The 14926-nt window shown below is 59.7% G+C and carries 14 protein-coding genes and 2 tRNA genes; 9 read left to right on the forward strand and 7 right to left on the reverse strand.

All coding sequences use genetic code 11. The annotated features are described in order from the left end of the window. Positions 1 to 13: 13 nt before the first annotated feature. Both katE and U5G49_RS08155 read right to left on the reverse strand, forming a co-directional pair. On the reverse strand, positions 14 to 2131 hold the full coding sequence (gene katE / locus U5G49_RS08150) for a catalase (protein ID WP_193446744.1): 2118 nt from the start codon (positions 2129 to 2131) through the stop codon (positions 14 to 16). Positions 2132 to 2320: 189 nt separating this feature from the next. Then, entirely contained in the window at positions 2321 to 3217 is an 897-nt protein-coding gene (locus U5G49_RS08155; protein ID WP_131647049.1) for a hypothetical protein, read from the reverse strand. 335 nt (positions 3218 to 3552) lie between these two features. On the opposite strand from U5G49_RS08155, the gene U5G49_RS08160 reads away from it, so the two are divergent. Further along, positions 3553 to 3732: a hypothetical protein gene (locus U5G49_RS08160; RefSeq protein WP_168319468.1), complete on the forward strand. Its 180-nt coding sequence runs from the start codon at positions 3553 to 3555 to the stop codon at positions 3730 to 3732. A 71-nt stretch (positions 3733 to 3803) separates the two neighbouring features. On the opposite strand, the gene U5G49_RS08165 is transcribed toward U5G49_RS08160, so the two are convergent. Both U5G49_RS08165 and U5G49_RS08170 read right to left on the reverse strand, forming a co-directional pair. Beyond that, positions 3804 to 4133, reverse strand: coding sequence for a hypothetical protein (locus U5G49_RS08165; RefSeq protein WP_193446745.1), 330 nt, complete (start codon positions 4131 to 4133; stop codon positions 3804 to 3806). A 9-nt stretch (positions 4134 to 4142) separates the two neighbouring features. Then, a complete protein-coding gene (locus tag U5G49_RS08170) occupies positions 4143 to 4397 on the reverse strand; it encodes a hypothetical protein (RefSeq protein WP_018241779.1) in 255 nt (84 codons plus the stop codon). 253 nt (positions 4398 to 4650) lie between these two features. Between U5G49_RS08170 and U5G49_RS08175 the strand changes: the two genes are divergently transcribed. Beyond that, the gene (locus U5G49_RS08175) at positions 4651 to 5838 is read left to right on the forward strand and encodes an integrase core domain-containing protein (RefSeq protein ID WP_432417007.1); all 1188 of its coding nucleotides are present in this window, start codon (positions 4651 to 4653) and stop codon (positions 5836 to 5838) included. A 36-nt stretch (positions 5839 to 5874) separates the two neighbouring features. Here U5G49_RS08175 and U5G49_RS08180 read toward each other — a convergent pair. Beyond that, positions 5875 to 5949 (reverse strand) — tRNA-Asn (locus tag U5G49_RS08180). Between the two features lie 117 nt (positions 5950 to 6066). Between U5G49_RS08180 and U5G49_RS08185 the strand changes: the two genes are divergently transcribed. Continuing rightward, on the forward strand, positions 6067 to 6384 hold the full coding sequence (locus tag U5G49_RS08185) for a hypothetical protein (protein ID WP_018445659.1): 318 nt from the start codon (positions 6067 to 6069) through the stop codon (positions 6382 to 6384). 96 nt (positions 6385 to 6480) lie between these two features. Beyond that, complete coding sequence (locus tag U5G49_RS08190) at positions 6481 to 6822, forward strand: hypothetical protein (RefSeq protein ID WP_193443278.1); 342 nt, start codon at positions 6481 to 6483, stop codon at positions 6820 to 6822. Here the strand turns inward: U5G49_RS08190 and U5G49_RS08195 are convergent. Next, positions 6819 to 7157, reverse strand: coding sequence for a KTSC domain-containing protein (locus U5G49_RS08195; RefSeq protein ID WP_018241782.1), 339 nt, complete (start codon positions 7155 to 7157; stop codon positions 6819 to 6821). The genes U5G49_RS08190 and U5G49_RS08195 overlap by 4 nt on opposite strands. Positions 7158 to 7419: 262 nt before the next feature. Here U5G49_RS08195 and U5G49_RS08200 point away from each other — a divergent pair. Continuing rightward, a tRNA-Cys gene (locus U5G49_RS08200) sits at positions 7420 to 7493 on the forward strand. A 70-nt stretch (positions 7494 to 7563) separates the two neighbouring features. Here the strand turns inward: U5G49_RS08200 and U5G49_RS08205 are convergent. Next, positions 7564 to 7866: a hypothetical protein gene (locus tag U5G49_RS08205; RefSeq protein ID WP_193443281.1), complete on the reverse strand. Its 303-nt coding sequence runs from the start codon at positions 7864 to 7866 to the stop codon at positions 7564 to 7566. A gap of 486 nt (positions 7867 to 8352) precedes the next feature. Between U5G49_RS08205 and U5G49_RS08210 the strand changes: the two genes are divergently transcribed. The 4 genes from U5G49_RS08210 (at position 8353) to U5G49_RS08225 (ending at position 14850) form a co-directional block, all read left to right on the forward strand. Continuing rightward, positions 8353 to 9018, forward strand: a complete 666-nt coding sequence (locus U5G49_RS08210) for a protein-L-isoaspartate O-methyltransferase family protein (RefSeq protein ID WP_018241784.1) — start codon at positions 8353 to 8355, stop codon at positions 9016 to 9018. A gap of 333 nt (positions 9019 to 9351) precedes the next feature. Next, on the forward strand, positions 9352 to 10218 hold the full coding sequence (locus U5G49_RS08215; protein ID WP_193443283.1) for a PopZ family protein: 867 nt from the start codon (positions 9352 to 9354) through the stop codon (positions 10216 to 10218). A gap of 115 nt (positions 10219 to 10333) precedes the next feature. After that, positions 10334 to 13177, forward strand: a complete 2844-nt coding sequence (locus U5G49_RS08220) for a valine--tRNA ligase (RefSeq protein ID WP_193443285.1) — start codon at positions 10334 to 10336, stop codon at positions 13175 to 13177. Positions 13178 to 13575: 398 nt separating this feature from the next. Continuing rightward, a complete protein-coding gene (locus U5G49_RS08225) occupies positions 13576 to 14850 on the forward strand; it encodes an OmpP1/FadL family transporter (RefSeq protein ID WP_193443287.1) in 1275 nt (424 codons plus the stop codon). The last annotated feature ends 76 nt before the right edge of the window (positions 14851 to 14926 follow it).

Below are 14926 nucleotides of genomic sequence, written 5' to 3' on the forward strand. Positions count from 1 at the left end.
GACGACGAGACGGTCAATTCAATTTGACCGACGGCTCTCGGCCCCAGACCCGCAGTTTGCCAAGCGCCTGGATAAAAGCCGTGACGTCTTTTGCTGCTCCGAGCGCAATCACGCCCTCATCCAGTGCGTCGGCAATTCCGGCCTTCTGCATCAGCAGCAGCGCTGTTTCCACATAACCGATGAACTTGCAGTGCACGAAGGCATCCGCCACGAAATCGCGGGCCGTGGCCTCCTTCAGCAGTTCGCCGGTTCCCTCTGCCGAGGGGAGGAGGGCGACGGCGTCGTAAAGCACCGACGGTCCGCCGTCGATCATCTGATGTGCTTCGATCCAATTGCCGTCCGAGAGCGTCACGCCGCCGATCTTTGGCGCGATCACTTCGAATGTTGCCTTCTGCTCGGTGATCGCGGCAAGCAGCGCCTTGAAGATAGCGGCATCGGTACCATCGCTGACAAGAATGCCGAGCTTGCGTCCTTCGAACCGCTTCGGACCGCGCTCGACGATGCTGAGCGCCGGCGACGGCTCGAGATCCTGCCGCGTCGGCATGGCGGCATCGGCAGGCTTCGGCATCGATTTGAAGCCGAGTGCGTGGCCAACCTTGCTGGCCAGCGTCTCATCGATGTTCATCAGATGCGAGACCATACGCTCACGAATGACCGGCGTTTCGACCTTGCTCAGTTCGAAGATCAGCGCCGCAGCGATATGGCGTTGCTCGGGCGGAGTCTGGCTGATGTAGAACTGTCGCGCCTGGCTGTAATGATCGGCAAAGCTTTCCGGCCGCAGCCGAACCTTGGGGCCTTGCTCCTCGGCCGGGAAGTGGCGATAGCCCTGAACCGGCGATTCCCGCGGCCCCTGATTCCAGGAATTCGGCTGGTAATTGACGCGTCCGACAGGATTGCGCATCGCCATATGGCCGTCCTGCTGGAAATTGTGGAAGGGACACTTCGGCGCGTTGATCGGCAGATGCGTGAAATTCGGACCGCCCAGACGTTTCAACTGCGTGTCGAGATAGGAGAAATTTCGTCCCTGCAGCAGCGGATCGTTGCTGAAGTCGATACCGGGGGGAACATTCTGCGTCATAAAGGCGACCTGCTCGGTCTCCGCAAAAAAGTTCTCGGGCATGCGGTCGAGCACAAGACGGCCAATCGGTTTGACCGGAAGGATCTCCTCGGGAATGATCTTCGTCGGATCGAGAATGTCGAAGTCGAACGTGTCGGCGAAGTCCTGATCGAAAAGCTGCACGCAGAGCTCCCATTCCGGGAAGGCTCCCGACTGGATCGACTGCCAGAGGTCGCGGCGATGGAAATCCGGATCCGCTCCATTGATTTTGACTGCCTCGTTCCAGGCGACGGACTGCAGGCCGAGTTTCGGTTTCCAGTGGAATTTGACGAAGGTCGATTCATCCGCTGCGTTGACGAAGCGGAAGGTATGAACGCCGAAACCCTCCATGAACCGGAACGAGCGCGGAATGGCGCGGTCCGACATCACCCACATGATCATGTGCATGCTTTCGGGCGTGAGGGTGATGAAGTCCCAGAAATTGTCATGCGCCGACTGCGCCTGCGGAAATTGCCTGTCGGGCTCCGGCTTTACGGAATGAATGACGTCGGGAAATTTGATCGCGTCCTGAATGAAGAAAACGGGGATGTTGTTGCCGACCAGGTCCCAATTTCCCTGCTGGGTGTAGATCTTCACTGCGAAACCACGGACGTCGCGCGCCAGATCGAAGGAACCCTTGCTGCCGGCGACGGTCGAGAACCGGACGAAGGCCGGCGTCTTTTCGCCGGGCCGCTGGAAAAGATCGGCCCTGGTATAGGCGCCCAGGGATTCATATGTTTCGAAGTAGCCATGGGCGCCGTAGCCGCGCGCATGCACGACCCGCTCGGGAATGCGCTCGTGGTCGAAATGAAAGATCTTCTCACGGAAGTGGAAGTCGTCGATGAGGGCCGGGCCACGGGCGCCAACGCGAAGCGTATTCTGATCATCGGAAACGGGGCCACCTTGCGCTGTGGTCAGCACCGGCATGCCGTCTTCGGCAAACTGATGGAGCTCGCCGCCTGCACCCCGGTGCAGTTTCTGATCATGGATCGTTGCGTTGTCCGAGGGCGAGGTTTGAGAGGTCTTCTTGGCCATCTATATTCTCCGGAAAGGGTTTTACCTAACCGAAGCTCCCCAACGGCCACATGTTCCGCTCGATGCGAAATAAACCGCAACTGGGCAAGAGGCCACCTGGGGGCGGCCGATAGTCGAGCACGGGAGACCCGAGGCCCAACATAAAGGGGCGCGTGGCCTTTCGACCCTGCGCCCCGATTTCCGTCGATCTTAGATCCGGGAGGTAACGATGAGATCTTCCTCTTCGTCGCGCTGCGAACCGCCAAACGCTGCGGCGGCAGCAGCGATGAATGCCCCGATCAGAAGTGACAGTGCGCCGAGCAATGCTGTGGTGGAGGCAGCCTTGCGTGCCTCATCGGCGGCTTTCTGGGCGGCGACCTTGGCGTCGTCGATGCGCTTCAGCACAGTGTCGACGCGGGTGCGTGCATCGGCCTCGGAAAGACCGGTGCGAGCAGAGACGATGGTGGCAAGATAGGCCTTGTCGTCATCCGGAATCTGGCCGGCGGCAGCACCGTTGAGGAGGATGCGGGAGACCTCAGCCGTTGCAGCATCATCATCGGATGTTGCTCCTGCACGGGCCTGTTCAGGACGCAGCAAAGCGTCGGTAAAATAGGCGGTGGGCAGATCCGCGGCCGATGCCGTCGATGACGCCGCTGTACCTGCGGCGGTGGCGGCCGAACCCACGGCCTGTGCGCCCGCACCAGCAAGAGAGGTCAGCGACGAGGCTAGAAATCCGGCGACGAAAATCGTCGCCAGCGCCCAGCTGATGAAGCCATGCGCCGTGTCGCGGAAGAATACCTCGTCGGTGTGGACAGCCGCCCACTTCGTGCGCAGCCGGCCGGTGATATAGCCGCCGAGCCCGGAGGAGAGCCATTGCACGACAACGAGCCAGATCGCCGCCGTCACCCCGACCGTGCCGAGCGAGCTGCTTTGCCCCGACCAGGGCGACACCATCGTCAACCCAACCCCGGATCCAAGCAGCAAAAGAATGAGGGTCACGCCGATGGCAGCAGCGGCGCCTCCGAAGATGGGCCCCCATGTCATGGCGGATTTGGAGGATTCGACCGGAGTAGCAATCTCTCCGGAACCTGTCATTGAAACCGACATGATCCGTCCCTATCGCATAAACAGAGCAAGAAGGATGATGATCGGCAGTGGAACACCAAGCAGCCAAAGCAGAATACCGCGACCCATGAAAGACCTCCTGTCAGAAACTGACGTTACGTGGTTGATGCCACTCAACTTTGAACCACGGTCTTTGTTCCCGGCCGGCTTGGTCATCGACAATCTTCATGCGGAGCTAATCGAGATCGATAAGAATCTTGCGCGTTCGGAGCTGACGTCCGGCGAAGACAGCGCCATATCTTGAGGGGCAAGGTGATCTTGGCGGGAGAGAGCAGAAGCTCTCGTCACTCGATCACAGCCAAACTGGAGAGGCATCGATGAAGAAATTTCGGGCATTTGTAGCAGCCGGGGCAATCGGCCTTGCCGCCATCATCTCGGCCTGCTCGACACCACCGAATTCCTATGGCACGGCATCAGGATATCAGCCGGGAGATTCAATGAACCCGGCCTGCGCCGATGGGTTCCGACCCGGCGACGGCCGTTCGTGCAGCTACTAGAGGCGGTCGTCTCTTTGCCCGTACAAGCAAACCGGAGCTGGCGGAGCGTCAGGCAGGCGTTCAGTAAGCCGTCATTTCTGTTTGATGGCAGCCCCGACGGCAGCGCCGATCGCGACACCGAATGTGATGCCGATCGCGGCGTCATCGAACAGTATCGGGCCGACTGCCGCGCCGATTCCGATTCCTATCGCCATACTGAGAGCCATGACCGTGATCTTATCCAGGTGCTGTGGCGAGAGTATGTGTTTCGCTGCATCACCGCGGGCTGCGGGCGTGGTCCGAGCGAGGCAAGCTGATGCTTTGAGCTGAACAGAAAAAGCGTCTATTGAAAGTTCAAGATACTTTTCGAAAATTGGCCAAGACGGCCCGACAGCGCGCCAGCCGGTTCTATTGACGGCCAATCCACCTCATTACCGTTTTTTCCGGAGATCACCTGGCAAAGCGTCAATGAGTTGATGCACTTTACCGGTGGCGAATACGATGTCCTCGCGCGGCAGATGGACTGTTATCTCAATCTCTTCCCACCTGCCGCCATGGTCTTTTGCGAATCTGACGGCGGCTTCCAAAGAGGTGAATTGCACGGCCGGTGCGTTGGCGGTCCAGAACTGCACGCTGCAGTCCGCCGCACTGTAATCTAAAAATGCTTTTTCAGGATCTAGCGCCATGACGTTTGCTTTACACCGCCGCCGGTTGGTTGGCCAGCGAATGCCTACCGTCGTAAAAAAGCGCGTTGTCCGCGATGCCCAACGCGGAAAGCCCTTATGGGAGCAATCAAAAGCGGGAGGGAAAGTGGGGAAGAAAACGCCTGCTTTCGGATTTATCAACGAAACAGGCGATTATGTGTCCTTCCCGAGAGAGGGGTGACAGTTCATACCGGAGACATGGGTTACACTTTTTGCCTTTGCGAGGAGAGCGAAGGTGCCTTGGCAGGAGTGCAACCGCATGGACGAGCGTCTCAAATTCGTTGCGCGGGTTCTGGATGGCGAGAAGATAGCGGCGCTGTGCCGCGAATTCGGCATCTCCCGCAAGACCGGTCACAAGATCATCAGCCGCTATAACGACAGCGGTCTGGAAGGACTGACAGATCGATCGCGACGGCCTTACCGGCACGCCAATCAGCTTCCTTTCCAAATCGAGAAGCTGATTGTGCGGACCAAACAGGACAAGCCCAACTGGGGCGCACCAAAGATCAGGGAGCGGCTGGCGCGGCTATATCCGGATGTTCACACGCCGGCGATCTCAACCGTGCATGCCGTCCTCGACCGCAACGGCCTGGTCAAGCACGGTAGGCGGCGACGCAACAGGGCTGAAGGAACAGCCCTCTCCAATCCAGGGCTGCCCAACGACCTGTGGTGCGCCGATTACAAAGGCGAGTTCATGCTTGCCGATAAGCGCTATTGCTACCCATTGACGATCACCGACTTCGCCAGCCGCTATCTTTTGGCCTGCGAAGCGTTGCACACGACCAAGGAGGTCTACGCCTTCACCGTTTTCGAACGCGTCTTCAAGGAGTTCGGCCTGCCCAAGGCGATCAGAACCGACAACGGAGTGCCTTTCGCCAGCCCCAACGGACTGTTCAATCTGTCGCGGCTCGCCGTCTGGTGGCTCAGGCTCGGTATCGACATCGAGCGCATCAAGCCGGGCAACCCGCAGCAGAACGGCCGCCATGAGCGCATGCATCTGACACTGAAACTTGAGACAACCAAGCCGGCCGGAGACAATTTCCTGCAGCAGCAAGCCCGCTTCGACGACTTCGTCGAGGAGTTCAACACCGAGCGGCCCCACCAGGCGCTCAACATGGCCTGCCCGGCAGAATGCTACGACGCTTCACCGCGCGCCTACCGCGGCCTACCCGATCTCGACTACCCGCTCCACGACCAGACAGTCACCGTCACAACATGCGGACGCATCTGCTACAAGCGGAAGAAGATCAATCTCAGTCTGGTCTTCGCCGGTCAGGCCGTCGGCATCAAGCAGGTCGAAGACCATATCTGGCTTACAAGCTTTATGGATTACGATCTGGGATACTTCGATGATGAGACATGCAGGCTTGAACCTTTGCCGAACCCTTTCGGTCCAAAAGTGTTACCTATGTCTCAGGAATAAACCGTAACCTATGTGTCCAGAACGGACCACTTGAAATGGCTCCCCGGGCCGGATTCGAACCGGCGACCTGTCGATTAACAGTCGAATGCTCTACCGCTGAGCTACCAGGGATCACTGCTTGGCGCGGTGTGAGTGGGCTAATACAAACGCTTTCCCGATTTGCCAAGCGGTTTTTTCAAAAAAATGAAATGAACTTGTATTTGGGGTGCCTGCGCCCATCTCTTGGGAATGACAAATGTGAATGATCGCAGTGAGACAAGTGGTGGCGAAAAGCGCAAGGCGCGGGCAGGGCGCTTCGGCATCGATCACGCAAGCGGCAGGCTTGTGCTCGGCTCCTTCAGCATCGGCATGCCACGCTCGCGCATCGCGCGGATGGCACTCGGCGTGGCCCTCATTTTCTGCGGCTTGCTGGGTTTCTTGCCCATCCTCGGCTTCTGGATGCTGCCGCTCGGCTTCCTGGTGCTCTCGCATGATCTGCCGTTCGCGCGCCGGCTTCGGCGGCGGCTGGCTGTCTGGTGGCACAGGCGGCGAAACCCGGCCGGCTGATGGTTGCCCCGGTGAAGGGGGCCGTGGAACAGTGGAGCGCTTTTCGCATTCGTGGTTTATGAAGTGTAAGTGCCCCACAGTGGCCCAGGTGAGGAAATGAAGCTATTTTTTGTGGTTGTCCTGTCAGCGGCGAGCATTCTCTCCGGCGCTCCCGCCGAGGCCCAGGGTGTCGACAGCGGCGGTTTCGACGCCCGTGGCATCTGTCGTCGGCCCGAAGGCTGCGTGGTCGATCACGGCCAAGGCGGCAGCTACAACGGGCCTCGCAACTATCGCAATTTCAACGGCCGGAATGAGCGTGATGGGAGGAACGACCGCGAGCGGGACAACCGGCGCTACCGTTCTCAGAACAGGAGCGACAATTTCGACGCCGGAAGCAGCCAACTAGTCGCAGGCCCTGAAGTTAACCGGGGCGTTCTGCCTATGCAAAGTCGCGTCTAGTTGGATCTGAGTTCGCTTTCCTCGAAAACCCCGCCATGGTCCGGATCGAGGCTGGTCGCCAGCAACAAGCTGCAAGCGGCAAGGAGGAGGACGAGCTTCACTGCGTAGGATGCCACGGAGACCGGTTGTCGACGGCCCGGTGATACGCGAGACGGCGCTATATAGTATTTGTAATAGAAGTGCGGATCATCCGTTTCCAGCAGGTTCTGGTAGACGTGCAGCGGAATATTTGCATGTTTCACCGGCGGAGAACCTGGGAATTTTACATGCAGATCCCGGGTTTCGGCATCGAATGCCGCATGCACGTGCTTCGATTTGAGGGCAGCCCAATCCATCGCAAGCTCCTATACCCTCCCGAGGATAATTGAGGCCCGGACGATGATCGAAGTCAAGTCAAGAATTTGCTTCAAATACAATCATTGGCAGGAAATGGGGCATCGTCACGGCGGTGAAAATTCCAGCCTGCGCCCACTCCGTTTGGGGATGGAAAAATGCTCGTTTCAGCAGCTGCGGAATGGCGTTTTTCCGAAATGCCCTCTTGCGATTTCCTTACGATCATTCTAAACGCTCGCCACGGCTCAGATAACGAGCGCGTGAGGCCTCGTGGCGGAGTGGTGACGCAGAGGACTGCAAATCCTTGTACCCCGGTTCAATTCCGGGCGAGGCCTCCAACATTCTTCCACATGATAGAATCAATGTGAAACGCCGCTGGCGCAGCGGTCGGCATCGGCGTTTGCGATGCTACCAGATCCGCTGGCCGGGCGAAAAATCCAACTGTGACGGATTGATTCCCGTGAGTCGGTAGAGCGCCCTCGGGCCGCCGTTGCGGATTTCCGCCTGATATTCCAGATCGCTCAGTTCAGGCCCGTCATCGATTTCGGGGCCGGCGCCGAGCAGCCGTCGCATGCCCTGCGGCGAAATGCGGGTGAAGCTGCGAATGTCGCCGCTGCTGTATTTGATCAGCAGCAGGCGGGCATCGGCGTTGTAGTGAAGCGCTTCTATGCCGCGCGATTGGATCAGAAAGGTTTGCATGCGCACACCCATAGCGGAAGGCGAGGGCGCAGCGATAAAATGGTTGATGTAACATTAATGCGCATGCGGCTGTCGAAGGCTGGATTTCAAAGGGAAAGAACGCATGTCAGACCTGCGCCCGCCGACAGGAATTGCCGCAGCCGCGATGCGGGGGATATCTCCGAATGCGCTTCTGCGCCCTATCGCCTCCAGGTCGTTTCGCCGTCCAGCAGCCCGCAGCAGAATATGCCAATCAGCGCTGCGACGATGAAAAAATCGAACAGCGTGAAATATTCGAAAATCGCAGACATGGCCTGCTCCTCCTATTTCCTCCGTTGCAAATCATAACATGAAGGGGCGGAAGGTTCCACGCTGGAGTTGCAGCGTCCATCCTGTCTCCTGTGGCACGGAAGAGGCGCCGGCCGGATTCTTTCCGCCTGCGGCTGCCAAGCCTTGAAAGCATCCGTGGTGGAGATTAAGAGACGAGGGACAGGAACCGCTTTTTAAGAGCGAGAGGACATGATGGATTTCGAAGCAGCGCGCGCAAAGATGGTCGATACCCAGGTTCGCACGACGGACGTTACCTCGCATTCCGTGCTGACGGCGTTTCTCACGGTGCCGCGTGAGACTTTCGTGCCGGAGAAGGCGAAGCTGCTGGCTTATATCGACAACGATGTCGAGATCTCAGCCGCCGCACCGGGAAAGCCGGCCCGCTTCCTGATGGAGGCGTCGCCACTCGCCAAGCTGCTGCAGCTGGCCGCGATCACCAAGGATGATTTCGTACTCGAAGTCGGTTGCGGCACGGGTTACACATCGGCGCTGCTGTCGATCATTGCCGGCTCCGTCATCGCGCTCGAATGCGACGAGGCGCTCGCCGCCGAGGCGAAGACGCAGCTTGCCGGATACGCCAAGGTCGAAGTTGTGACCGGCCCGCTCGAAAATGGCTACGCTGCCGGCGCTCCCTATGACCTGATCTTCGTCAACGGCGCCGTCGAAGAGGTTCCGGCGACTCTTCTCGGTCAATTGCGCGATGGTGGCCGTCTGATCACGGTCGAAGGTTACGGCAATGCTGCGCGCGCCAAGGTCTTCGTCGCCGAGCGCGGCGCTGTTTCGGAAAATGTCTTCTTCAATGCCTCGGTCAAGCCGCTGCCGGGTTTCGCCAAGGCGCGTGAATTCGTTTTCTGACATCGTTCTTATCGACGAAATTCAGCGACGGGCGCCATCGGCGCCCGTTTTTTTTCAATGCCGCTGGAAAGCCTTCACAAACATCATTTACGCTGACGCGACCACGGCGGACTGGATAGAGGCCGTGCGCTTCAAGTTCTGTTTCATGGATGTCGCCGCAGCAAAATCGCGACAGGCTTTGCGGGTGGCAAACATTGGGTAACAAAACTGTGCATGGCCGCATTCATTTGATTCGCGATGATTTTTTTCACGCCTAGGGTATTCTAAGGTCGTGGTGATTCGGATGAATGCTCCACACCATCCGGTCGTTGTTTTGGGATAACGGGGATAGAAATGGCTCAGCCAAGTGTAGCGCGTGAACCGTCCATGGAAGAAATTCTGGCCTCCATCCGCCAGATCATCGAAAGCAATGAGCCCGGCGCCGGCAAGGCGATTTCCGCATCCCTGCCGCCGGTCTACGGCGCCGATGAGGATGCGAACGGCTCCGAAATTCATCTGACGGTCGACGACACCTATGCCGGCGTGGAATTCCCCGAACCGGTCATGCGCTCCTCCGATCCGCGTTTCGTCGCCGCCAATTCGGCCGGCACCGCCCCCGAAGCAGAAGTACCGGCCCGCGCGCTGTCGCTTGCCGATGTCGCCGCCCGCGTGCGCGCCGCCTCCGAGCGCAGCGCCGTGCAGGCCGGTCAAGCCCTGCGCGAAATTCCGAGCGGTTTCCGCCAGCCCGAACCGCAGCCGGCCGTGATGCCGGAACCGCCGCGCGCCGCGGCACCGCAACCGCAACCACAGCCTATTTTCCCCGCTACCGCAGCGCCCGTTCAGCATGTTGCGATCCAGCAGCCGGCCGAGCCGGTGTTGACGGAAACGCCTGGGGTGGCCGTCGCCGAGCCGGCGCCTGCCGTCGAAACAGCGCCGCCGGCTATGGAGCCCGCTCAGTCGTCGACCGAGCGTTTCCTGCCGAGCGTTCTGGACGAGGTCCAGCCGACGCTGCTTTCGGAGGATGCCGGCCTGCAGATCAGCCGCTCTTTCGAGGAGCTCGCCGCGGCAATCGACGGCGCAGAGCGCCGGTCGCTGGACGAGATCGCAGAGGACATGCTGCGCCCGATGCTGCGCGAATGGCTTGATGATAATCTGCCGACACTGGTCGAGCGGTTGGTGCGCGAAGAAATCGAGCGCGTGGCACGCGGCCCGCGTCGCTGATCGGATTGCTTTTTCCTGAAAAGCCGCTCCGGTCTCCGGGGCGGCTTTTTTATTGACTTGGCCGTGACCATCCTATTTACAAACGCCACCCTCGAACCTCGAAATTGGTCATAAAATGCTCGACAAGACCTATGATTCCGCCGCCGTCGAACCGAAAATCGCCGCGAAATGGGACGAGGCGGATGCCTTCCGTGCCGGTGCGAACGCCCGGCCCGGAGCGGAGACCTTCACTATCGTGATCCCGCCGCCGAATGTCACCGGTTCGCTGCACATGGGGCACGCACTGAACAACACGCTACAGGACATCCTGGTTCGCTTCGAGCGCATGCGCGGCAAGGACGTGCTCTGGCAGCCGGGCATGGACCATGCCGGCATTGCCACCCAGATGGTCGTCGAGCGCAAGCTGATGGAACAGCAGCTGGCCAGCCGCCGCGACATGGGCCGCGAAGCCTTCATCGACAAGGTCTGGGAATGGAAGGGGGAATCGGGTGGCCTGATCTTCAACCAGCTGAAGCGTCTGGGTGCGTCATGCGACTGGTCGCGCGAACGTTTCACCATGGACGAGGGCCTGTCGAGGGCCGTTCTCGAGGTTTTCGTCACGCTCTACAAGGAAGGGCTGATCTACAAGGACAAGCGCCTCGTCAACTGGGATCCGAAGCTGCTGACGGCTATCTCCGATCTTGAAGTCGAACAGCATGAGATCAAGGGCAATCTCTGGCATCTTCGCTATCCGCTCGAGCCGGGTGTCACCTACCAGTACCCGATCGCTTTCGACGAGGAAGGCAAGCCGACCGAATGGGAAACGCGCGACTATCTGGTCGTTGCCACCACGCGTCCTGAAACGATGCTGGGCGATACCGGTGTTGCCGTCAATCCGGAGGACGAGCGTTACAAGTCGATCATCGGCAAGCATGTCATCCTGCCGATCGTCGGCCGCCGCATTCCGGTCGTTGCTGACAGCTACGCCGATCCGACGGCCGGTACCGGTGCCGTCAAGATCACGCCGGCGCATGACTTCAACGACTTTGACGTCGGCAAGCGGGCTGGCCTGCGCTCGATCAACATCCTGAATATCGACGGCACGATCACCATCAAGGACAATGAGGATTTCCTCGAAGGCCTCGACAATCCGGCGGCGCTGCATGGCGCCTGGGACCGTCTGGAAGGTCAGGACCGTTTCTATGCGCGCAAGGTCATCGCCGATATTTTCGAAGAGGCTGGCCTCCTCGACAAGATCGAGCCGCACAAGCACATGGTCCCGCACGGCGACCGTGGCGGCGTGCCGATCGAGCCGCGGTTGACCGAACAATGGTATGTCGACGCCAAGACGCTCGCCGAGCCGGCGATCGCCTCGGTCCGCGAAGGTCGCACCAGGATGGTGCCGAAGAGCTGGGACAAGACCTATTACGAGTGGATGGAAAACATCCAGCCCTGGTGTGTCTCCCGTCAGCTCTGGTGGGGTCACCAGATTCCCGCCTGGTACGGCCCGGACGGCCAGGTCTTCGTCGAAAAGACCGAGGAGGAGGCGCTGCAGGCGGCGATCCAGCATTACCTCTCGCATGAGGGGCCGATGAAGGCCTATGTCGAGGACCTGCTCGAAAACTTCAAGCCGGGCGAGATCCTGACGCGTGACGAAGACGTGCTCGACACCTGGTTCTCCTCCGCGCTCTGGCCTTTCTCGACGCTCGGCTGGCCGGACGAGACGCCGGAGCTTGCACGTTATTACCCGACCAACGTTCTCGTCACCGGCTTCGACATCATCTTCTTCTGGGTTGCCCGCATGATGATGATGGGCCTGCACTTCATGAAGGACGAGGATGGCGAACCGGTCGAGCCCTTCCAGACCGTCTATGTCCACGCGCTGGTGCGCGACAAGAATGGGCAGAAGATGTCGAAATCGAAGGGCAACGTCATCGATCCCTTGGAACTGATCGACGAATACGGCGCCGACGCGCTGCGCTTCACCCTGGCAATCATGGCGGCGCAGGGCCGCGACGTAAAGCTCGATCCGGCCCGCATCGCCGGCTACCGCAATTTCGGCACCAAGCTCTGGAACGCCACGCGCTTCGCCGAGATGAACGGTGCAAAGAGCGACCCGCATTTCGTACCCGAGGCGGCCGAGCTTACCATCAACCGCTGGATCCTGACGGAACTTGCCCGTACGGAACGTGACGTTACGGAAGCGCTGGAAGCCTTCCGCTTCAACGATGCCGCCGGCGCGCTCTATCGCTTTGTCTGGAACGAGGTCTGCGACTGGTATCTCGAACTGTTGAAGCCGGTCTTCAACGGCGAGGACGAGGGCGCCAAGGCCGAAGCCCAGGCCTGCAGCGCCTACATTCTCGAAGAGATCTACAAGCTGCTGCATCCCTTCATGCCCTTCATGACCGAAGAACTTTGGGCCCATACGGCAGGCGAAGGCAAAGAGCGCGACACATTGGTCTGCCATGCCGAATGGCCGGCGCCGTCCTATGCCGACGACGGGGCGGCCGACGAAATCAACTGGCTGATCGACCTCGTCTCCGGCATCCGCTCGGTGCGCGCTGAAATGAACGTCCCGCCGTCGGCAACAGCCCCGCTCGTCGTCGTCAAGGCCAACAACCTGACGCGTGAACGGCTGTTCCGCCACGACGCCGCCATCAAGCGGCTTGCACGCGTCGAGGCGATATCGCTGGCTGACGATGCGCCCAAGGGCGCCGCTCAGATCGTCGTCGCTGAAGCGACCATCTGCCTGCCGCTCGGCAAGCTGATCGACCTTTCCGCCGAAAAGGCCCGTCTCGAAAAGGCGATTGCCAAGATGGAAGGCGAGATCTCCCGCATCGACGGCAAGCTCTCCAACCAGAAGTTCGTCGCCAACGCCAATCCCGAAGTGGTCGAGGCCGAGCGCGATCGTCTCGAGGAACTGAAGGGGCAGATCGCAAGCCTGAGGACCGCTCTTTCCAGGGTGAGCGAAGCCGGGTAAGTTTCACGGACCCATTTTGGTAAGTTATTCCAAAGACGCGCCCTTCCGCCGGCGCGTCTTTTTTGTTGTGATTCGTGCGGTTCGCGCGTGAAACGGCGCATTTTCAGCACTTCATCCTGTGGATTGCTCTCATGCGAAGCTCCAGCGGGCGAAAACTGCCACTGTTGTCGGATTGATACAGATTCTGCAATGTTTGGAATGAAAACCCAAAAGCCCACCTGAAATTCGATAGGTCTGGAATAAAATTTTATTAACCAGGTTTTTTGACGTGTCCGTCAATTTCTTTACGTAAGTTAGCCACTGCAATGCCTGGGAGCGCTGCCGTGGGGCGCGTTGCCATATAACGCGAACACTTACTAGAGTGGGGTCACATCAATTGCTGGAGTGGGGGAGACACAATGGCATCTCGTAGGTTTTCCAAGGGCATAACATCGCTCGTTCTTCTTTGGTCGCTTGCATCGCCGTCCTTCGCCGGCGGTCTGGAGCGCGGCGGATACAATATCGACCTTCTCTTCGACAATTCGAGGTTCGCCGTCCAGTCCGGCGCGACCTATGTCATGCCGCAGCGCAAGCTGAAAAACGTCAAGGACACCGATCCCACCGATGGCCTCGGCACGAACGGCATTGGCGGAGGTTCGACCACGGCTGATGATACTGAGGATTACTGGATCCCCTATCTCGGGGTGAAGGTCGGTTTCGGCGACTCCATCGACTGTATGGGCGATTTTTCGACACCCTTCGGCGCACACACCAATCCCGGCGCCGACTGGCTGGGTGTCAACGACAACATCGAAACAAAGATCAGCACCCGCAACTACGGCGCCACCTGCTCCTATCGTTTCGATATGGGCCCCGGCCAGCTTCGCCTGATCGGCGGCGGCTTCTATCAGACGGTCGATGGTTTCAAGACACGCCTCGTCGCGCCGATCACAGGGGCGGCCGCGCTGGTCTATGACGGCACCGGCCGTCTGGATCTTGCCGACCAGGCCATGGGATGGCGGGCGGGCATCGCCTACGAAATCGAGGAATATGCCTTCCGCGCCAGCCTGGTCTACAACAGCAAGGTCAAGTATGACGATCTCACCGGCACGGTCGACCTGACCGAGGTGCCGAAGGCCGCCAATCCTGCCAATCCCTACCTTGGCGTCGTGACGCCGGTCTATGGTTCGGCTGAGGCGCCGGATTCCGTCGAACTCAAGCTGCAGAGCGGCATTGCGCCCGACTGGCTCGCCTTCGGTTCGGTCAAGTGGACGAATTGGAGCGTGCTGCAGTCGATCGCCTTCTGCCCGAAGGCCACCAAAGGCGTCGTCGCTTGCTCCGCCAGCAGCCAGCTCACCTCGCTCGATCTCTTCTATCGCGACGGCTGGACGATCAGCGGTGGCGTCGGCCACAAGTTCAACGAGCAATGGGCCGGCGCCCTCAGCCTGACCTGGGATCGCGGCACGAGCCAGGGCTACGGCGCCCAGACCGACACATGGACGCTCGGCGCAGGTGTCTCCTATACGCCGGTGGAGAATGTCGAGTGGCGTCTGGCCGGCGCGCTCGGCATCATGACCGGCGGAGAATCCGGCACCTACGTGTATAATGGCCGGACCTACGGCAACGACGTCTCCTATTCCTTCGGCGACGATCTGCTGGCGGCCCTTTCCACCAGCGTAAAGGTCAAGTTCTGATCTTGCTGCCCAAGTAGAAGTCTTAGAGCCCGGCAGTTCGCCGGGCTTTTCTTTGGGTGTTGGCAAGACAAATCGA

The organism is Rhizobium indigoferae (genome assembly GCF_034554815.1).
Classification (GTDB): Bacteria; Pseudomonadota; Alphaproteobacteria; order Rhizobiales; family Rhizobiaceae; genus Rhizobium; species Rhizobium leguminosarum.